Raw genomic sequence first — 20,340 nt, 5'->3', positions numbered from 1 at the left:
AACAATAAGACTGCTGAGCACTCCATCATGACCCAGCAAAACCTCTACCTCGGCATCGACTGCGGCACCCAGGGCACCAAGGCCATCGTCCTCGATGCGTCCAGCGGCAAGGTGCTGGGCCTGGGCGCCGCGGCGCACACCTTGATCAGCGGCGCCAATGGCCGTCGTGAACAACATACCCAGGAGTGGCTGGACGCCTTCACCGCAGCCACCCATCGCGCCCTGCAACAGGCCGGCGTGGATGGCCAGGACATCCTCGGCATCGGCGTATCCGGCCAGCAACACGGCCTGGTGTTGCTGGATGATCAAGGCCAAGTGCTGCGCCCGGCCAAGCTGTGGTGCGACACCGAAACCACGCCGGAGAACGACCGGCTGCTGCACCATCTGGGCGGCGAACGCGGCTCTCTGGAGCGCCTGGGCGTGGTCATCGCACCAGGCTACACGGTGTCCAAGCTGCTCTGGACCCGCGAGCAGCACCCGGACGTCTTCGCGCGCATTGCCCATATCCTGCTGCCCCACGACTACCTCAACTACTGGCTCACCGGCCGCGCCTGCGCCGAGTATGGCGATGCGTCGGGTACCGGTTACTTCAACGTGCGCCGCCGCGAATGGGATGTGGCGTTGCTCCAGCACATCGACCCCAGTGGCCGCCTGCAAGCCGCTTTGCCGACACTGATCGAGGCCGACCAAGCGGTGGGCACGATCCTGCCGGCCATTGCCGAGCGCCTGGGCATCAACCCCGACGCGGTGGTGTCCAGTGGTGGCGGCGACAATATGATGGGCGCCATTGGCACCGGCAATATCGCCCCCGGCGTGATCACCATGAGCCTGGGCTCGTCGGGCACCGTGTATGCCTTTGCCGACCAGCCAAACGTCAGCCCCCAGGCCTCTGTGGCGACCTTCTGCTCCTCCAGCGGCGGTTGGCTGCCGCTGATCTGCACCATGAACCTGACTAACGCCACCGGGGTGATTCGCGAGCTGTTCGAACTGGACCTCGACACCTTCAACGCCCTGGTCGAACAGGCACCCATCGGCGCCGATGGGGTGAGCATGCTGCCGTTTCTCAACGGCGAACGCGTACCCGCCCTGCCCCACGCCACCGGCAGCCTGCAGGGCCTGACCATGACCAACCTGACCCGCGCCAACCTGTGCCGCGCGGTGGTCGAAGGCACCACCTTCGGCTTGCGTTACGGCCTGGACCTGCTGCGCCAGACCGGCCTGCAAAGCCAGAGCATCCGCCTGATCGGTGGCGGCTCGAAAAGCCCGCTGTGGCGGCAGATGGTCGCCGATATCATGCACACCGAAGTGGTGTGTACCGAACAGAGCGAGGCCGCCGCCCTGGGCGCGGCGATCCAGGCGGCGTGGTGCCAGAGCGGCGAACCGCTGGCCAGCCTGTGCGACAAATGCGTGAGCATTGACCCGTCCAGCCGCACCTTACCCGTGGCCGCCAATCTCAGTGCCTATCAACAGGCGTATCAGCGTTATCAACAGCACGTGGCAACCCTTTAAGAGCGAGCAACTATGTATCTGGTGTGTGGTGAAGCGCTGTTTGATTTCTTTAGCGAGGAGGATGCCAGCGGGCAGGCCGCCAAGCTCAATTACAAGGCGATTGCCGGTGGCTCGCCGTTCAACGTCGCGGTGGGTTTGCGCCGCCTGGGGATCGAGTCGGGGTTCTTCGCCGGCCTGTCCACCGATTACCTTGGACGGCGCTTGCAGCAAGTACTGAAAGACGAAGGTATCAGCGAACGCTTTCTGGTTGAGTTCGACGCGCCGACCACCCTCGCGATGGTAGCCGTGGGCGCCAATGGCTCGCCGCAGTACAGCTTTCGCGGTGAAGGCTGCGCCGACCGGCAATTGCAACTGACCCACTTGCCACCTTTGGGCGACGAGATTCGCGGGCTGCATGTGGGCTCGTTTTCGCTGGTGGTGCAACCGATTGGTGACACACTGCTCAGCCTGGTCAAGCGTGAAAGCGGCAAGCGCTTGATCAGCCTCGACCCCAACGTGCGCCTTAACCCGCAGCCCGATATTCACCTGTGGCGCGCACGCGTTGCAGAGCTGGTGCAACACGCCGACCTGATCAAGGTCAGCGACGAAGACCTGCATCTGCTCTACCCCGAGCAGTCACCAGAAAGCGTGCTGCAAGGTTGGCTGCAACACCGTTGCCAACTGGTATTTCTCACCCGCGGGGGCGATGGCGCGTCGGTGTTCAGCCGCCAGCATGGCACCTGGTCGCAACCTGCGGTCAAGGTGGTGATGGCCGATACGGTGGGCGCTGGTGATACTTTCCAGGCGGCGCTGATTGCGTGGCTGACGGAGCAGCAGTTGGATTCGGTTGACGGGCTGCAAAGACTGAGCCGCGAGCAGATCGACGCCATGCTGGGCTTCGCCATTCGTGCTGCCGCACTGACCTGCGGCAAGACCGGCCCGGACCTGCCCTATCGTCATCAGTTGAGCTGAACCGAGCGCCAAAAAACCAAAGTGCCATCACGCAGGCCACGTATTCCGTGGCCTGCGCATTATTCATCGAAAAAATTGCCATGCTGAAAAACTGTGCTAAACCCAAAACCAGGAGTAGTTATTACAACAAACACAGGATAGTTCCATGCCAAAGACCACAGGCCTTTCAACCCGTGCCGTTTTAGCTGTTGGCTTCCTTTCACTGCAGTACATGACCCCTCAATCCGCTCACGCCGCCTGCGTTCTCAGCCCGGGAACCGGTAACGATACCTACACGTGCGACAGCGGCAGCAGTCCCGGCCTGACCGATCTTTCCGGGGATAACAGCCTGACGCTCTCCACAGGCGGCACCATCAATGGCAACGTCACCTTTGGTCCGGGAGTGGATAGGGTGGAAATCCGCGACGGCCTGATTACCGGCGTGGTGCAGCAAGGTGCCGGTATCGATGATTTTCTAATGACAGGCGGGCAGATCCAGGCCCTGTTCCAGGGCGATGGCCTCGACACCTTCAGAATGGAGAACGGCAGAATCGTCGGGGCTTTTGAGGACGGCGATGTGGCCTACCAGAGCGGTGGCGCTATCGGCCGGGTCAATATGAAGCTGGATAAAAACTTCTATGAAATGACCGGGGGGACCATTGAAGGCAACCTGGTCACCGGCTTTGATGTCGACACGATCCGCATATTAAACGGCTTCATAGGTGGCAATATCAGCACCAGTGGCGGCGACGACAGCATCACCGTCAGTGGCGGCGTGATCAATGGCGAGATCCGCGCCAGCGTCGGCAACGATACGTTTAACTGGCTGGGTGGCGGCCAGATCAACTCGTCGGTATTGATGGGTGATGGCGACGACACCGCCCTGCTCCGTGGTCTCAGCGAAAGCCTGCTGGCCAATACGCCGTCCGTCGATGGTGGCCTCGGCAACGATCAACTGACGTTCGATAACACCACCGCCAGTACGCCCGCACGCTATGTCGGCTGGGAGACGGTCAACCTCAACAACGCCTCGCGCTTTGACCTGGCCGGGGATTTTTTTCTTGGCGACAGTGCGAGTAATACCGGTACGTTCAACATTGATGGCAGCAGCACGCTAGCGGTGACCCAAGGCGGTATCCGCCCCTACACCGCCGGGCAACTGGCGACGTTCAATAACGCCGGCACTGTCGACATGACCACCGACAACAGCGCGACCAGCGTGTTGACGGTGCATGGCAACTACGTGGGCAACAACGGCCAGTTGCATCTGCAAACCGTACTCGGCGACGACAACTCCGCCACCGACAAGCTGGTGGTATCCGACGGCAGCATCAGTGGCCACACGCAATTGGGCGTCAGCAACCTCGGCGGTGTCGGTGGGCTGACTCAAAATAACGGGATCGAGGTGGTTCAGGCACTCAACGGCGCCGTCAGCAGCACCGATGCGTTTGCCTTGAACGGCCAGGTCTCTGCCGGGGCCTATCAGTACATGCTGTTCAAGGGCGGCGTCACCGCCGGTACGGAAAACAACTGGTACTTGCGCTCCTCGGTGGTGGCCGTGCAACCGCCGGCCGTTCCGTCGCCGCCGCCGCCCGTTGTGCCGCCGGTTGTGGCGCCGCCTCCGATTCCAGTCACCCCACCTCAAGTGGACCCCGATGAACCGCCGACCGAACCGCCCACTGCACAGCCGGTGGCACCGATCGAGCCGCCCGCGCCACCGCCTAGCCAAGTCGCCGCAGTCACTTCGCCGCAATCGGCGGCCAGCAACCCTGTGCTTCCGAGCGCCGTGGCCGGTGCCGCGCCTATTGCGCTGTATCGCCTGGAGGTGCCGGTCTATTCAGTGGACATCCCCGCTGCGCAAGTAATGACGCTGCAAGCCCTCGGTACCTTCCATCAACGCCAGGGCGAGCAAAGCCTGCTGACCGAGACCGGTGCAGTGCCGGCAGGTTGGGGCCGCGCCTATGGCAGTGACTTCAACAAAAGCTGGTCGGGCACGGTAACGCCGAGTTTTGACGGCACGTCCAAGGGCTACCAGGTCGGTCATGACCTCTATGCCAGCGAAACCAGCGGCGGGCAGACCCAACGCTTTGGCCTGTTTATCGGCCAGAGTCGCCTGCGCGGCGACGTACAAGGGTTTGCGCTGGGGTGGCAGAACCATCGCTCCGGGCGGGTCAAACTCGACGGCGACAACTTCGGCGCCTACTGGACCCTCACCGATCCGACCGGCTGGTACGTCGACCTGGTCGCCATGGGCACTCGCCTGGACGGTGACAACAAGTCCGACCGAGGCGTGAAGATGGACATCGAGGGCCACGCTGTAACGTTATCCGCCGAGGCCGGCTACCCGCTCACGCTGTCCGAACATTGGGTGGTGGAGCCACAGGCCCAGGTGATCGGCCAGAAAATCGACTTGGATAGTCAGCACGATGGCATCTCCAAGGTCTCTTTTGATTCCCAGGAGTATTGGACCGGCCGCCTCGGCGCACGCCTCAAGGGCCGCTATCTGGTCAGCAATATGCCAGTAGAGCCGTACCTGCGGGCCAATGTCTGGCACACCTTCGGCGGTAGCGACACGGTGACGTTCGACGATGTGGACCGGATCAAGAGCGATCACAAGTCCTCCACGGCCGATGTCGGCGTCGGCGTCGTGGCTCAGTTGTCGTCCGCGTTCAGCGTTTATATGGAAGGGAGCTACGGGACCCAGCTCGATGACAATAATTTTGAGGGTGGCAGCGGCACGGTCGGCATGAGGGTGAAATGGTAAACGTGCTGACCGTCGCGGACAGCATTGGGCCTGGTCAATACCAGGCCCACAGGGTCACTCAAGCGACCAACTAGTGATAGTGACAACCTCGCCCGCCTGCTCGTTGCAGCACCGGTGCGTGGTTATGCTTGAGATCTTCACGCAACTCGGTGATCAGGTTGCAAATGGCTCGACTGCTGTCGAGTTTGTCAGCGTTTATGCCTTTGACTTCCAAATCCACCCGGTCGCGATCACGGTCGTCGTAGACTTTAATCGTCAACGAGGCATCTTCGGCTTTGGTGCATTCGCACCGTTTAGGCAGGAAACTGCCTTCAATAATGCTGCGAAGCTCTAGTTCTGAAAGCATGGCTAACCTCTCCTTTTTTGAGACTGCCAACAGTTATGTGTATCCGACAGGCACTTGCCTGCCACGTCTTGCCAACCCTGGAAGACGCTTTCAATCAATAAGCCTACTCGGCAAAAACTGCCGTGGTTGTAACCATTCCTCATAAGCAAACCGCTTCCTCATATTAAAGAAAGCCACCCTCCAGGCATCATCGTCGAACCGCTCCGATTAAACGTTTAACCCGCGGCATCGAGCCAAGCGCTTATGTGAAAAGCTTTTTTTCGGCAACATATAGCAAACAATCAACCCATCACCACTGAGCCGAAGGAGGTTTGCGATCAACATACGAAACATATACGATTCGTATATCAAATAAACACAGTGAACCTCATGGGCATCGTCAAGATCACCGATCAGCTGCACGAACAACTGCGCTTGGCCAGCGCCGCCATGGACCGTTCCATCAACGCCCAGGCCGAGTTCTGGATCAAGATCGGCCTGCTCGCCGAACTCAACCCGCAACTGCCCTACAACGAGCTGATCAACAAGCTGTTGCTGGACAAACCCGACCTGATCCGAGGGCGCAGCTGATGATCAAGACTCCCGCACAATTGGCCGTAATGCGTGAAGCCGGGCGCCTGTTGGCGCAAGTCTTCGACATGCTCGACGGCTTCGTCGCCGCCGGCCGCTCTACCCTGGAGCTGGACAGCGCCGTCGAAGCCTTCATCCGCAATGACCTCAAGGCCCGCCCTGCCAGCCTTGGGCAGTACGACTACCCCTTCTGCATCAACACCTCGATCAACGAAGTGGTGTGCCACGGCATGCCCAGCGCCAAGCAATTGCTCAAGGACGGCGACATCATCAACATCGACATCACCCTGGAAAAAGGCGGCTTCATTGCCGACTCCAGCAAGATGTACATGATGGGCAACGTGACGCCCAAGGCCAGGCGCCTGGTGGACATGACCTTCGAGGCGATGTGGGCCGGTATACGCCAGGTCAAGCCCGGGGCGCGTCTGGGCGATATCGGCCATGCTATCCAGAGCCATGCGCAAGCCAACGGCTACAGCGTGGTGCGCGAATACTGCGGCCACGGCATCGGCCGACAAATGCACGAAGAACCGCAAATCCTGCACTTCGGCCGACCTGGCACCGGCCTGGAACTGCGCGAAGGCATGGTGTTTACCATCGAACCGATGCTTAACCAGGGCAGCGCTAAAACCCGCAGCCTGAAAGACGGCTGGACGGTGGTCACCAAGGACAACAGCCTCTCGGCGCAATGGGAACACACCGTGGCAGTGACGGCGGACGGGTTTGAGGTGTTGACCTTGCAAGCCACTGCTTGAGTGGCAGAACGCTCTACCACACCTGACCCCGGCGCTTGAGCTCCAGGCGCCGCACGAACTCCTCCAGCACCAGGCTATACAGGTCGTCCTGCAAGTAGGCATCTTCGATCCCAGCATCCAGGTTGGGGTTGTCGTTGACCTCGATCACCACAACCCTGTCGCCCGACTGTTTGAGGTCCACGCCATAAAGCCCATCGCCGATCAGGTTGGCGGTTTTCACCGCCAGCTCCACCACCGCCTTGGGTGCCTCATGGACTGCCAGAGTGCGGCATTCGCCATTGATAGCCTGACCGATGGCCTTGTGGTTGTAGATCTGCCAATGGCCCTTGGACATGAAGTACTGGCAGGCAAAAATCGGCTTGCGATTGAGCACGCCGATGCGCCAGTCGTAGTCGGTGTAGAGGAATTCCTGGGCCAACAACAGCACCGAGTGCTCGAACAACTCAGCCGTGGCCTTGAGCAACGCCGCCTGGCTTTCCACCTTGATCACCCCACGGGAGAAACAGCCGTCGGGGATCTTCAACACCAGCGGGAAGCCCAGACGTTCGCCGATGCGTTCAAAGTCTTGCGGTCGTTCCTTGTAGAGAATCTCGGTGGCCGGCATGCCCAATTGGTGGCTGTTGAGCAGATCGGTGAGGTATACCTTGTTGGTACAGCGCAGGATCGATGCCGGGTCGTCCATCACCACCAATCCTTCGCTTTCGGCTTTCTTGGCAAAGCGATAGGTATGGTTGTCGAGGCTGGTGGTTTCGCGGATCAACAAGGCGTCATATTCGGCCAGACGGGCATAATCCTTGCGTTCGATCAAGTCCACATCAATGCCCAGGCCCTTGCCGACCCGCACGAAATTTTCCAGTGCGCGAGGATTGGAGGGCGGTAATTGTTCGTGAGGATCGTGCAGGATCGCCAAGTCATAACGGGCCAGACGGCGCAAGCGTGGCTGACGCCAGATCTTGCGGCTGAAGTTATCGAGGGCGTGGGCGAATTGATCTTCCTGATCGTCGCGCAACTTGTGCAATACACCACACTTGACCCCGCCGATATGCCAGCCGTTATGGTGACGAAACTCAACTAACAAGATCGGACTGGGAAAGGTTTCAAACAACTGACGAGCCAATTCCTGCAAGAGTTCTATATCCGTTCGACCGAAATAAAGTGTCAGAGTAAAGCCTTCGGTACTGCGATAGAGTTGATGGTTCAGGGCTTTTTCCAGGGTTTTATCCAAGTCATCCAGGGCCAACCCATACAGGGCTTTTTTGGTCAGCTCGCTGATGGTGCGTACCGAGGGAATCACCTTGTGCCCGCGTGCCTCGGCCAGCAAGGAGCAATAGTACCCGTGCCCCAGGTACTTGTAGCTGCGGCACAGGTTGATCACCTGGACACGCTTGCCCGTGTCGCTATCCCGCGTGTGCTCCAAGTACTCCTGAGCGGTGACGACGTGTTCACAGGGAAAGTAAGAGGCCCAATCTTCCTTGCGTTCGACAATAATGACAACGTGGCTCGAACGTTGGGCCGCAGCAGAAAAATAACTGTTGGATGTTATTGTCGCCGCAACGGTTTGCTCGGATACTTGACGCCAATGACTTTGTACCGCCGACATAATAATTGATCCGCTTTAGAGAACTCGACCTTTTCTATTAAGCACGATCATTTAGAGAAGTCCCGTTTCATTACGCAACTTTTACGGCGGTCTTATGGCTCTTTTCTTTCGCGTTGCAACCCTTGACGATATGTCCGACTTGGTGGCGTTGGAGCAGCAATGTTTCAGCAGCGACCGGCTGTCACCGCGCAGTGTGCGCTGGATGATCAGCCGGGCCAACGGCCAATTGTGGGTGGCGCAACAGCACGGCCAACTGCTTGGCTACGCGCTGGTGCTGTTTCGGCGCGGCACCCGGTTTGCGCGCTTGTATTCCCTGGCCATTGCCGAACATGCCCGCGGCCTTGGCCTGGGCAAACAGTTGCTGGCGCATATCGAAACCCGCGCGCTGGAGAAAGGTTGCGCGTACCTGCGCCTGGAAGTGCGCACCGACAACCCCGGCGCCCTCGCCCTGTATGAGCGCAACGGCTATCGACGCTTTGCCGTAGTCGACGATTACTACCAAGACCACAGTGACGCCCTGCGCCTGGAAAAAACCCTGCCCCCTGCGGGAGCGAGCTTGCTCGCGAAGGATGCCCAGGCACAGCGTTAAACCAGGCTACCCACTTTCTCGTTGAGATTATTTACGCGCAAGCCCACGCCGACATCAGCCTTGGCTTCCAACTCACGCACCAGCGGCAATACACGTTTGCCGAAATACTCCACTTCTTCCTGGAAGTGCAGAAAGCCTGCCAGCACCAAGTCCACACCCACGGCCTTGAGTGCCACGATGCGCTCGGCGATCTGCTGCGGCGTGCCGATCAGGTTGGTCTTGAAACCATCGTTGTATTGCACCAGGTCCTCAAAGCTGGACTTGGCCCAGTTCCCCTCGCCCTCCGGTGACGCCTTGCCCGCTTGCCTGGCCGCGTCACCAAAGGCGTTGACCGCCTCCGGGTCGGCTTCGTCAATGATCTGCGCCAGCACCGCACGTGCCTCCTCCTCCGTGTCGCGGGCGATCACGAAGGCGTTCACGCCCACCTTCACCGAATGGTGGTTGGCAGCGGCCTTGGCACGGATATCATCGACCTGGGCCTTGACCCCTTCAGGCGTGTTGCCATTGGTGAAATACCAATCCGACACCCGCGCCGCCATGTCCCGAGCCGCCCGCGAACTGCCACCCTGGAAGATCTCCGGCTGGCCCAGGGGCTTGGGCTTGAGGGTGTATTGGTTGAACCGATAGAAATCGCCCTTGAAGGTGAAATCGTCCTGGGTCCAGATGCCTTTGAGAGCACGGATAAACTCTTCGGAACGCCGATAGCGCTCATCATGCTCCAACCAATGCTCGCCAATGGCCTGGAACTCGCCCTTGAACCAGCCACTGACGATATTCACCGCAATACGGCCATTGGTCAGTTGGTCGATGGTCGCCAATTGCTTGGCCGCCAACGCCGGTTGCCACGGCCCGGGCAGGATCGCCGCGATGACCTTGAGGGTGGTGGTCGCCGCCAGCAACGCATGGCTGAACGCCACAGACTCATGCTGGTTCTCGGCGCCGTAGCCTGCGGTGAAGCGAATTTGCGTCAAGCCATATTCAAAGCCCGCCGCCTCCGCCAGTTGCGCCAGTTTGCGGTTGTAATCAATACCCCAGTGGGTGCGTTGTTCAATCTTGCTGACGACCAACCCACCGCTGACGTTGGGCACCCAATAGGCAAATTTCACGGCTTGCTGACTCATCGGACGCTACCTCGTACAGGGGATTTACAAGGGCTTATGCAGCAAGCGTGCCAGGGGCAGGCAAATGCCCGTAGCCTGGGGGGTTGCGGAAAAAAAGGGGGATTGAAGCGATGGCTTGCCAGTGTCTGGGATCGCAGCCGTTTGTGGATCTGCTGTTGCTGGAGCAACAGTGGCGACCAGCGCCGTCAAACGTATCCACGATGCGAAGCGAGTCGCTCTTGATCTTGCTCTTGCTCTTGATCTTGCTCTTGATCTTGCTCTTGCTCTTGATCTGCTTTTGATCTTAGGCGCCCCATCAAACCACGCTGGCCGGAATTCGACAGGGATTTGGGGGGTAAACCGGCAGGGATGCCGGTTTAGCCGCCCCGCGCCATGGATGGCGCGTGGCGGCGCCCCCCCAAATCACTGGCGGATTACGGGCACACCGAGCCTAGGCGAGGTGCCGAGTGGTGGGGCAAGAGCCCTTTGGTTACTTTGGGGCTTTTCCAAAGTGACCCGCCGTCAGGGCGGAACCCTAAGTGGCCGTTACCGCAGGAATGGATATGTACACAATCCAACTGCGTTGACTGTGAGGCCGTCATCGCAGGCAAGCCAGCTCCCACAGTTGGAGCGTGGGGTGTCAGGTTAGCAGGCGTCGGCTGTGAGGCCGCCTTCGCAGGCAAGCCAGCTCCCACAGTTGGAGCGTGGGGTGTCAGGTTAGCAGGTGTCGGCTGTGAGGCCGTCATCGCAGGCAAGCCAGCTCCCACAGTTGGAGCGTGGGGTGTCAGGTTAGCAGGCGTCGGCTGTGAGGCCGCCTTCGCAGGCAAGCCAGCTCCCACATTTGGAGCGTGGGGTGTCAGGCCACTTGCTCAGAACGCCAACTTGTACCCCACCGCCATCAACATCACCGCCAGGCACGGCCGCAGTACCCCGTCGGGAATCCTGCCGGTCATATGGCTGCCAACGTAGATCCCCGGCAGCGACCCCATCAGCAAAAAGCCCAGCAGATGCCAGTCCATGTTCCCCATGCTGGCATGGCCCAGGCCCGCCACTAATGTCAGGGGCACGGCATGGGCGATCTCGGTGCCAACCAGGCGCCGCGTGGCCAGGAACGGGTACAGGATAAACAGCGCCACCGTGCCCAGAGCGCCGGCGCCGATCGAGGTCAGGGCCACCATGGTGCCAAGGATCGCACCTGTCACAACAGTGAGCGCATTCAGATTGCGCGGGCGCAGATGGTAGGAATCGCCAGCATGACGCTGGGCAAAGGCCAACAGGCTTTTCTTGAACAGGATCGCCAGGGCCGTCAGCAGCAATACCACGCCAAGGGCCTGCTTGATCACCGCGTTCATCGCGCTGGGGTCGGTGTGCAGGCTGGCCAGGAACCATAACGTCAGCAACACCGCCGGCACGCTGCCCAGGGTGAGCCAGCCGGTGATGGTCCAGTCGATGTTCTTGTTCTTGCTGTGCACCAGCACACCACCAGACTTGGTGATCGCGGCGTACAGCAGGTCGGTGCCCACCGCAGTGGCTGGGTTGATGCCAAACCACAGCAGGATCGGGGTCATCAGCGAGCCGCCGCCCACCCCCGTCATGCCCACGATAAAACCCACGATCAGGCCGGCAACCACGAAACCAATATTACCTACATCCATTCCAGCTACCCGAGACCTTATAAATTTCTGGCCGCAGGATAGCGATTTTTCTTATAACCACTTATACCGATGCGATCTGAGTTTATGCTTTTTTGGCAATCTTCACTTTTTTTCGCAAAGCTCTGCATCCAATGGGCGGGCCTGGGCCGTAGTCATCAACGTAACCCTGCTGTTCTACCCAATGGAGAAACACCATGAACGCTAAAACACTGCTGTGCCTGTCCAGCTTGCTCCTCGCCGCACCGTCGGCGTTTGCCCAGGCGGGCCTGCCGGACAGCATCAAGGTGCCGGATGGCCACAAGGTGGCGATGCAAACCACCGGGGTCGGCGAAATCACCTATGAATGCCGCGACAAGGCCAACGCTGCCGGCCAGACCGAGTGGACCTTCGTCGGCCCCAAAGCCGTGTTGAACGACCGTAATGGCCAGCAGGTCGGCACCTACTTCGGCCCACCTGCCACGTGGCAGGCCAAGGACGGCTCGACCATCACCGGCACGCAATTGGCCGTGGCGCCGTCGAGCCCCGGTAACCTGCCCTATCAACTGGTCAAGGCCAACCCGGCCGAGGGCAAAGGTGCAATGAGTGGCGTGGCGTATATCCAGCGGGTGGCCCTCAAAGGCGGGGTCGCTCCCGCTACGCCGTGCACCACCGCGAACAAAGGCGCCAAGGAAGTGGTGAAATACCAGGCGGACTACATCTTCTGGGCCGCCAACTGAGCAAACTCAGCTACGCTGGCCTTGTAGGCGCGAGCAACCTCGCGCCTACAAGGCGTAGACGTCTCCTCAGTGGCAGGAATTCTGGTTTGGCTGAACTCATCTTTGATTATGAAGTGTGCCTGTTAGCCTGCGCCCGCGGCGATCATCGCGCCCTGCACCAGCTCTATGAGCAGGACAGCAGCCGCTTGCTCGGTGTGGCGCTGCGCATTACCCGCAACAAGGCACTGGCCGAGGACATCGTGCATGACGCCTTTATCAAGATCTGGCACGGCGCACGCAGTTTCGACCCCCTGCGAGGCTCCGCACGGGGATGGGTGTTCAGCGTGACTCGCCACCTGGCCCTGGACGTTGTACGCAGCACCGCGCGTGACGTGCCGCTGGACGATCAGTACGAGCCGCTGACAGAGCCTGCCCAGACCGTTGAGTTTGCGGCACGCTCCGGGCAGATCCACCAGTGCCTGGAGCGGCTCGACCCGACACGCCGCACCTGCATCCTGCACGCCTATGTGGACGGTTACTCCCACAGCGAAATTGCGCAAAAACTCAGTACTCCGCTGGGTACCGTCAAAGCCTGGATCAAACGCAGCCTCGCCGCCTTGCGGGAGTGCATGGCATGAACGACAGCCTGGATGAACTGGCCAGTGAATACGTGCTGGGGACCCTGCCCGCCGAACAGCGCGCTGAGGTGCAACAACGCCTGGCCCATGATGCGGCACTGCGTGCAGCGGTGGATGCCTGGGAGCAGCGTCTGTTGCCTCTGGTCGCGCTGGCACAACCAGTGCCGCCTTCGGCACAGCTGTGGCGGCGCATTGAACGCCGCATCAAAGCCCCCGAAACGAGCGTGGCGTGGTGGAACCTGCTGGCGTTCTGGCGCGGGCTTTCTGCCGCGGGCCTGATGGCAAGCGTGGTGCTGGCGGTTTTATTACTGACGCGCCCGCCCATCACCACACCCAGCTTCGTGGTGGTGCTGATGGCGCCGCAAAGCCAGGCACCGGGCTGGGTGGTGCAGGCCAGTGATAATCAGCAGATCCAATTGATTCCACTGGGGGTGATGGAGATTCCTGCCGACAAAGCCCTGGAGTTCTGGACCAAAGGCGATGGCTGGCAGGGGCCCGTATCCCTGGGGCTGGTCAAGCCGGGGCAGACCTTGTCGGTGCCGCTGGACAAGCTGCCGCCGCTGGCACCGAACCAGTTGTTTGAACTGACGCTGGAAGGGCCCAATGGCTCGCCCACCGGCAAACCCACCGGGCCGATTCACGGGATCGGCCGCGCAGTCAAAGTGCTTTGATCACGAAAGGTTAGGTAGCCACACACGAAACCGCGCCCCGCCCAAGGGAGACGCCAAGGCCGTCAAAGTGCCGCCTTGGGCCTCCAGGGCGCGCCGGCTGATCGCCAGGCCCAGGCCAAAGCCACCGGTTGCGCGGTCGCGGCTACGGTCCAGGCGGTAGAACGGCTCGAAGATGCGCTCGCGCTGGTCCGCCGGTATGCCGATGCCATCGTCGTCCACCCAGATTTCACAGCCTTTGGGGCATACGCGCACGCCCAACTGGATGCGCTTGTCGCAGTAGCGCGTCGCATTGCGCAGCAGGTTCTGCAAGGCCCTGGCAGTCAGGCGTGGGTCGAGGCTGAAGCGCTCCACGGCACAATCGAGGACCACATCGATGACAATATCGGGGTTTTCCAGCTCATCGTCGACGCTGCCCAACACGCTGTCGATAAACTCGTCGAGCGCCACCTCTACTCGCTCGGGCAGTTGCGCCGGGTTTTGCAGGCGGCTGTAAGACAGCAATTCCAGCACCAGCTCGTCCAGCTCCCGAATATGCGCCACCAGGCTTTGCAGGCGCTCGCGGCTGGCCGGGGGCAAGTCTTCGGAAAGCGCCAGGGCCAGCCCGAAATCCAGACGGGTGAGCGGCGTACGCAATTCATGGGAGACCGCATTGAGCAAATCGCGCTGCTGGTTCAAGAGGCGCTCGATATCGTCGGCCATGGTGTCGAATACCGCCGCCAGGCCGCCGATGCTGGAGCTGGGTGCGAGCCCCGTACGCGCCTCCAGATGGCCCTTGCCCAATAACGCGGCGGTACTTTTCAAACGCTCCAGGTCACGCCAGTGCGGACGCAGCCACACCAGCAGGCACGCCAGCAAGGCGGCACCGACCAGCACGTTCATCGACCAGTACAGCAGGTTCATGTCCAACGGGTCTGGCGGTACGGTCAACTTGACCGCGAACTGCTGGTTGATCGGCGAGCTGATTTCTTCCATCCAGCCCCACTCGCCCAGGCGGATCACTGGCTTGCCTTGCTCCAGTAACTGTTCTTCCTCAGGGGTATAGCGGGCGTCTTGACGCAGTAACAGTTGCACCCTCAACGGTGCAAAATCGCGGCTCAACTGGTCGGTGACCTGGGACCAACGCTCTACCGGTGCGCGCTGGTACTGCTTGACCATCAGCTTTTGCAGGCCACGGGACTGTTCGATGTTGTAGTCCATGTAGCGGTGTTCGAACAGCTGGATCACCAGCTTGGGAATCAGGTAAATCGCCGCACTGTAGGTGACGATGGTGATCAGGTAGAGGCGCAGCAGTACGCGAAACATGGTTCAGCATTCCCACTCGGAACGGCTGAACAGATACCCCTTGCCCCACACCGTCTTGATCTTGCGCGCCTCGCCCGCATGATCGTCGAACTTGCGCCGCAGCTTGGAGATGGCCACGTCCACCGAACGGTCGGTGCCGTTGAACTCGATACCGCGCAGGCGTTGCAGGATCTGATCGCGGCTGAGCACTTCGCCGGCATGCCGGGCCAGCACCACCAGCAGGTTGTATTCACCACTGGACAGCTCGACCGCCTGTTCGCGCCAGGTCACGGTGCGTTCGGACAGATCAATGCAGAGGTTGCCCATGACGATCTGGTCGCTGGCCACCTGAGGTTCGGACAGGCTGCTGCGACGCAGCAATGTGCGCACCCGAGCCAGCAATACGCGCGGCTCGCAGGGTTTGGTCACGTAGTCGTCGGCGCCCATCTCAAGGCCCAGAACCTGATCGTGGCTGTCATCGCGGGCGGTCAGCATCAGGATCGGCAGCCCCGCCGAATCGGCGCGCAGCAAACGGCACACCTGCAGGCCGTCGAGGCCCGGCAGCATCAGGTCGAGGATCACCAGGTCCGGCGGGTTCAGGCGTGCGCGCTCACGGACATGGTCGCCGCGGCTGAGCACGCTGACGTGGTAGCCATTGCGTTCCAGGTAGCTGGCAATCAGCTCGGAGAGTGCGGCGTCGTCTTCCACCAGTAGGATGTTGGGCATGGTGTTTCCAAATAATGCTGTTTGTTGGTGTGTTGCAGGATTGTGCAAGGATATACGCCCCCGACGCCCTGCGCGCCGTACCTTACACTTCTTCACAGACCCGCTACACAGCTTCACAGCACCACGGCGCAGGTGACCTTAGGATGCGCCAGTCAATATTGGGATAAGAGCATGTCGAAGAATCTGTTTGCGCCGTTTTGCCTGTTGGCCCTCACACTGGCGCTGAGCGCGTGTGGTCAGTCGGCAGACGAGGCGCCACAAATGCCCCTGGCCAAAGTACGGATCGAAACCCTGCAGGCCAAGCCACTCTCAATTACCAGCGAACTGAGCGGGCGCATCGCCGCACCGCGTATCGCCGAAGTACGCGCCCGGGTCGCCGGGGTGGTCATGCAGCGGGTGTTCAACGAAGGCCACGACGTCAAGCAAGGCGACGTGTTGTTCCGTATTGACCCGGCGCCGTTCAAGGCCGACCTGGACAGTGCCCAGGCCAACCTGAGCAAGGCCGAGGCCAATGCGTTCCAGGCACGCCTGCAAGAGCAGCGCTACAGCCAACTGGTCGAAGGCAACGCCATCAGCGGCCAGGAGTACGACAACGCCCGCGCCGCCCTGCGCCAGACCAACGCCGAAGTGGCCGCCAACAAGGCCGCCGTCGAGCGTGCCAAGCTGAACCTGGGCTATGCCACAGTAACCGCACCGATTTCCGGGCGCATCGGCCGCGCCCTGGTGACCGAAGGCGCGCTGGTCGGCCAGAACGAAGCCACGCCGCTGGCGATTATCCAGCAACTGGACCCGATCCACGCCGACCTCACCCAGTCCACCCGTGAGCTGAACGACCTGCGCCGCGCCTTTCGTGCCGGCAGCTTGAAGCAGGTCGGCCAGGACCAGGCCAAGGCCACCTTGATCCAGGACGACGGCAGCCTGTACCCGTTGCCAGGCAAATTGCTCTTCGCCGACATCAGCGTCGATCCGGGCACCGGGCAGATCATCCTGCGCAGCGAGTTCCCCAACCCGGACCTCGACCTGTTACCCGGCAGCTTTGTGCGGGTGCGCGTGGAACAGGCCGTGGACAAACAAGGTATCAGCTTGCCGCAACGCGCCATCACCCGCGACAGCGCTGGTATCCCGATGGTGTTGCTGCTGGACGCCGAACAGACCGTCAGCCAGCAACCGGTGGAGTTGGGTGCAGTGATAGACGATCGCTGGATCGTCACCAGCGGCCTCAAGCCCGGCGACCGCATCATCGTCGAGGGCCTGCAACACGCACGCCCCGGTGAAAAAGTTGAAGTGGACGACAGCCCGCTCGTAAAGGAATAACCCGTCATGCCGCAGTTCTTTATTGACCGCCCGATCTTCGCCTGGGTGGTGGCCCTGTTTATCCTGCTGGCGGGCTTCCTGGCGATCCCGCAATTGCCGGTGGCGCAGTACCCCAACGTCGCGCCACCCAAGGTGGAAATCTACGCGGTGTATCCCGGTGCCTCGGCCCAGACCCTGGATGAGAGCGTGGTCAGCCTGATCGAGCAAGAGCTCAACGGCGCCGATCACCTGCTGTATTTCGAATCCCAGAGCAGCCTGGGTTCGGCGACGATCACCGCCACGTTCCAGCCGGGCACCGACCCGGAAATGGCCCAGGTGGATGTGCAGAACCGCCTCAAGGTCGTCGAGCCGCGCCTGCCCCAGGCCGTGACACAGCAAGGCTTGCAGGTGGAAAAAGTCTCCGCCGGTTTCCTGCTGTTGGTCACATTGACGTCCAACGACGGCAAGCTTGACGACGTGGCGCTCAGTGATTACCTGGCGCGCAACGTGATGAACGAGCTCAAGCGCCTGGACGGGGTCGGCAAGGCCCAGTTGTATGGCGCCGAGCGAGCGATGCGTATCTGGATCGACCCGCAGAAGCTGATCGGTTTCAACCTCACGCCGGCCGACGTCAACGCCGCGATCAGTGCCCAGAACGCCCAGGTTTCAGCGGGCAGCATCGGTGACTTGCCGGGCACCCACACCCAGGAGATCACCGCGGCGGTGCTGGTCAAGGGGCAACTGTCCACCCCGGCGGAGTTTGCCGACATCGTGCTCAAGGCTAACCCCGATGGCTCCACCGTGCGCATCGGCGATGTGGCACGGGTGGAAGTCGGTAGCCAGGAATACCAGTTCTCCACCCGCCTGAACGGCAAGCCGTCTACCGCCGTCAGCGTGCAACTGTCGCCCGGCGCTAATGCCTTGAGCACCGCAACGCTGGTGCGGGCGAAAATGGACGAGTTGTCGCGCTACTTCCCTGCCAATGTGGAATACAAGATTCCCTACGACACTTCGCCCTTTGTCAAAGTCTCGATCACCAAGGTGGTCTACACCTTGCTGGAGGCGATGGCGCTGGTGTTCGCGGTGATGTTCCTGTTCCTGCAGAACGTGCGCTACACCTTGATTCCCACGCTGGTGGTGCCGATCGCGCTGATGGGCACCTTCGCCACCATGTTGCTGCTGGGCTTCTCGATCAACGTGCTGACCATGTTCGGCATGGTATTGGCTATCGGCATCCTGGTGGACGATGCCATCGTGGTGGTGGAAAACGTCGAGCGCATCATGGCCACCGAAGGCCTGTCGCCCAAAGAGGCGACGAAGAAAGCCATGGGCCAGATCACCGGGGCCATCATCGGTATCACCCTGGTGCTGGTGGCAGTGTTCCTGCCGATGGCCTTCATGCCGGGTTCGGTGGGCGTGATCTACCAGCAGTTCTCACTGTCGATGGCCACCTCGATCCTGTTCTCCGCTTTCCTGGCCCTGACCTTGACCCCGGCACTGTGCGCCACGCTGCTCAAGCCGATTGCCAAGGGCGAGCACCATGCCAAGGGTGGTTTCTTCGGCTGGTTCAACCAGCGCTTTGACCAACTCACCAACCGTTACGAAGGTTGGGTGGCCTATGCCCTCAAGCGCAGCGGCCGCTACCTGCTGATCTACCTGGTATTACTGGTGGGCATGGGCCTGTTGTTCAGCCGCCTGCCCTCCTCGTTCCTGCCGGTGGAAGACCAGGGCTACACCATCACTGATATCCAGTTGCCGCCGGGCGCCAGCAAGAACCGTACGGTGCAAGTGGCCGAACAGATCGAGGCGCATAACGCAGGCGAGCCTGGGGTGGGTGATACCACCATGATCATGGGCTTCAGCTTCTCCGGTTCCGGGCAAAACGCCGCGCTGGCGTTTACCACGCTCAAGGATTGGTCAGAGCGTGGCAGCGATGACTCCGCTTCCTCGATTGCCGATCGCGCCAACATGGCCTTCAGCGAACTCAAGGACGCGATTGCCTATGCAGTCCTGCCGCCACCGGTAGACGGCCTGGGCACTTCCAGTGGTTTCGAGTTCCGTTTGCAGGACCGCGGTGGCGTCGGCCACGCCGGGTTGATGGCCGCACGTACCGAATTGCTGGACGCTGCAGCGAAAAGCCCGATCCTGGCCAACGTGCGTGAAAGCGCCTTGGCTGAAGCACCACAAGTGCAGCTGGAAGTGGACCGCAAGCAGGCCAACGCCCTGGGTGTGTCGTTTGCCGACGTAGGCAACGTGCTGTCGTCGGCGATAGGCTCGGCGTATATCAACGACTTCCCCAACCAGGGCCGTATGCAGCGCGTGGTGGTGCAAGCCGAAGGCGACCAGCGCAGCCAGGTGGCCGACCTGATGAAAATCCACGTGCGCAACAACGCCGGGAAGATGGTGCCGCTGTCAGCCTTCGTCGAAGCCAAGTGGACCCAGGGCCCCACGCAGTTGACCCGTTACAACGGCTACCCGGCCATCGCCATCAGCGGCGAAGCCGCGCCGGGGCACAGCACCGGTGAGGCCATGAGCGAAATCCAGCGGCTGGTCAGCCAGTTGCCTGCAGGGCTGGGCCAGGAATGGACGGGTTTGTCGTTGCAGGAGCGCTTGTCCGGCTCTCAGGCACCGCTGCTGTTGGGCCTGTCGCTGCTGATCGTGTTCCTGTGCCTGGCCGCGCTGTATGAAAGCTGGTCGATTCCCACCTCGGTGTTGCTGGTGGTGCCGCTGGGGGTACTGGGTGCGGTGTTGGCCGTGAGCTTGCGCGGGATGCCCAACGACGTGTTCTTCAAGGTCGGCTTGATCACCATCATTGGCCTGTCGGCGAAGAACGCGATCTTGATTATCGAGTTCGCCAAGGACCTGTATGACCAGGGCGAGGATTTGATCGACGCCACCTTGAAAGCGGCACGGTTGCGACTGCGGCCGATCATCATGACGTCCCTGGCATTCATCCTCGGCGTGGTGCCGTTGGCGATTGCTACGGGGGCCAGCTCGGCCAGCCAGCAGGCGATTGGCACCGGTGTGATTGGCGGAATGATCACGGCGACATTGGCGGTGGTGTTTGTGCCGGTATTCTTCGTGGTGGTGATGAAGCTGGTGCGCAAGCGCCATAAACCAGACTGATCAGTGGGAGCTGGCTTGCCTGCGATGACAGCGGCACAGGCGACATAAGTGTTGCCTGAACCAGCGCTATCGCAGGCAAGCCAGCTCCCACA

16 protein-coding genes and 1 pseudogene are annotated in these 20,340 nt (G+C 61.0%); 11 read left to right on the top strand and 6 right to left on the bottom strand.

Translation table 11 applies throughout. The features are described from left to right. The first annotated feature begins 27 nt into the window (after positions 1-27). The 3 genes from xylB to CLM72_RS13005 all read left to right on the top strand — a co-directional run bounded on the left by xylB (position 28) and on the right by CLM72_RS13005 (position 5,203). The gene (gene xylB, locus CLM72_RS13015; protein ID WP_105226717.1) at positions 28-1,509 is read left to right on the top strand and encodes a xylulokinase; all 1,482 of its coding nucleotides are present in this window, start codon (positions 28-30) and stop codon (positions 1,507-1,509) included. Between the two features lie 12 nt (positions 1,510-1,521). Further along, on the top strand, positions 1,522-2,460 hold the full coding sequence (locus tag CLM72_RS13010; RefSeq protein ID WP_105226716.1) for a carbohydrate kinase: 939 nt from the start codon (positions 1,522-1,524) through the stop codon (positions 2,458-2,460). Between the two features lie 145 nt (positions 2,461-2,605). Beyond that, entirely contained in the window at positions 2,606-5,203 is a 2,598-nt protein-coding gene (locus CLM72_RS13005; RefSeq protein WP_105226715.1) for an autotransporter outer membrane beta-barrel domain-containing protein, read from the top strand. Positions 5,204-5,273: 70 nt separating this feature from the next. On the opposite strand, the gene CLM72_RS13000 is transcribed toward CLM72_RS13005, so the two are convergent. After that, entirely contained in the window at positions 5,274-5,549 is a 276-nt protein-coding gene (locus tag CLM72_RS13000; RefSeq protein WP_105226714.1) for a DUF1652 domain-containing protein, read from the bottom strand. Positions 5,550-5,918: 369 nt separating this feature from the next. Here CLM72_RS13000 and CLM72_RS12995 point away from each other — a divergent pair, with 369 nt between their 5' ends. Both CLM72_RS12995 and map read left to right on the top strand, forming a co-directional pair. Further along, positions 5,919-6,119, top strand: coding sequence for a ParD-like family protein (locus CLM72_RS12995; RefSeq protein ID WP_058425498.1), 201 nt, complete (start codon positions 5,919-5,921; stop codon positions 6,117-6,119). After that, on the top strand, positions 6,119-6,874 hold the full coding sequence (gene map / locus CLM72_RS12990; RefSeq protein ID WP_105226713.1) for a type I methionyl aminopeptidase: 756 nt from the start codon (positions 6,119-6,121) through the stop codon (positions 6,872-6,874). The genes CLM72_RS12995 and map overlap by 1 nt, the downstream gene beginning before the upstream one ends. 13 nt (positions 6,875-6,887) lie before the next feature. Here the strand turns inward: map and CLM72_RS12985 are convergent, their stop codons facing one another. Then, positions 6,888-8,474: a RimK family protein gene (locus CLM72_RS12985; RefSeq protein WP_105226712.1), complete on the bottom strand. Its 1,587-nt coding sequence runs from the start codon at positions 8,472-8,474 to the stop codon at positions 6,888-6,890. 94 nt (positions 8,475-8,568) lie between these two features. Here CLM72_RS12985 and CLM72_RS12980 point away from each other — a divergent pair. After that, positions 8,569-9,012 (top strand): annotated as a pseudogene (locus CLM72_RS12980) (GNAT family N-acetyltransferase); the annotation flags it as partial. Positions 9,013-9,059: 47 nt separating this feature from the next. On the opposite strand, the gene sfnG reads toward CLM72_RS12980, so the two are convergent. Next, positions 9,060-10,184, bottom strand: a complete 1,125-nt coding sequence (sfnG, locus tag CLM72_RS12975) for a dimethylsulfone monooxygenase SfnG (protein WP_105226710.1) — start codon at positions 10,182-10,184, stop codon at positions 9,060-9,062. Positions 10,185-11,032: 848 nt separating this feature from the next. After that, positions 11,033-11,818, bottom strand: coding sequence for a sulfite exporter TauE/SafE family protein (locus tag CLM72_RS12965; RefSeq protein WP_054921460.1), 786 nt, complete (start codon positions 11,816-11,818; stop codon positions 11,033-11,035). A 194-nt stretch (positions 11,819-12,012) separates the two neighbouring features. Between CLM72_RS12965 and CLM72_RS12960 the strand changes: the two genes are divergently transcribed. From CLM72_RS12960 to CLM72_RS12950, 3 genes are all read left to right on the top strand, one after another. Next, positions 12,013-12,534 carry a DUF3455 domain-containing protein gene (locus CLM72_RS12960; protein ID WP_034127670.1) on the top strand — a complete coding sequence of 174 codons (522 nt, stop codon included), beginning with the start codon at positions 12,013-12,015 and terminating at the stop codon, positions 12,532-12,534. 86 nt (positions 12,535-12,620) lie between these two features. Further along, entirely contained in the window at positions 12,621-13,151 is a 531-nt protein-coding gene (locus CLM72_RS12955) for a sigma-70 family RNA polymerase sigma factor (RefSeq protein ID WP_105226708.1), read from the top strand. Beyond that, positions 13,148-13,822, top strand: coding sequence for an anti-sigma factor domain-containing protein (locus CLM72_RS12950; RefSeq protein ID WP_105226707.1), 675 nt, complete (start codon positions 13,148-13,150; stop codon positions 13,820-13,822). Before CLM72_RS12955 ends, CLM72_RS12950 begins: the two co-directional genes overlap by 4 nt. On the opposite strand, the gene CLM72_RS12945 is transcribed toward CLM72_RS12950, so the two are convergent. Both CLM72_RS12945 and CLM72_RS12940 read right to left on the bottom strand, forming a co-directional pair. Continuing rightward, positions 13,823-15,124, bottom strand: a complete 1,302-nt coding sequence (locus CLM72_RS12945) for an ATP-binding protein (RefSeq protein WP_105226706.1) — start codon at positions 15,122-15,124, stop codon at positions 13,823-13,825. Between the two features lie 3 nt (positions 15,125-15,127). After that, positions 15,128-15,829 carry a response regulator transcription factor gene (locus CLM72_RS12940; protein ID WP_003190934.1) on the bottom strand — a complete coding sequence of 234 codons (702 nt, stop codon included), beginning with the start codon at positions 15,827-15,829 and terminating at the stop codon, positions 15,128-15,130. A 171-nt stretch (positions 15,830-16,000) separates the two neighbouring features. On the opposite strand from CLM72_RS12940, the gene CLM72_RS12935 reads away from it, so the two are divergent. Next, positions 16,001-17,143, top strand: a complete 1,143-nt coding sequence (locus CLM72_RS12935) for an efflux RND transporter periplasmic adaptor subunit (protein ID WP_105226705.1) — start codon at positions 16,001-16,003, stop codon at positions 17,141-17,143. A 6-nt stretch (positions 17,144-17,149) separates the two neighbouring features. Next, positions 17,150-20,248: an efflux RND transporter permease subunit gene (locus CLM72_RS12930; protein WP_105226704.1), complete on the top strand. Its 3,099-nt coding sequence runs from the start codon at positions 17,150-17,152 to the stop codon at positions 20,246-20,248. Positions 20,249-20,340: the final 92 nt, after the last annotated feature.

This window comes from Pseudomonas sp. MYb193 (assembly GCF_002966775.1).
GTDB classification, from domain to species: Bacteria; Pseudomonadota; Gammaproteobacteria; order Pseudomonadales; family Pseudomonadaceae; genus Aquipseudomonas; species Aquipseudomonas paracarnis.
This window is presented reverse-complemented; position numbering and strand designations above follow the sequence as displayed.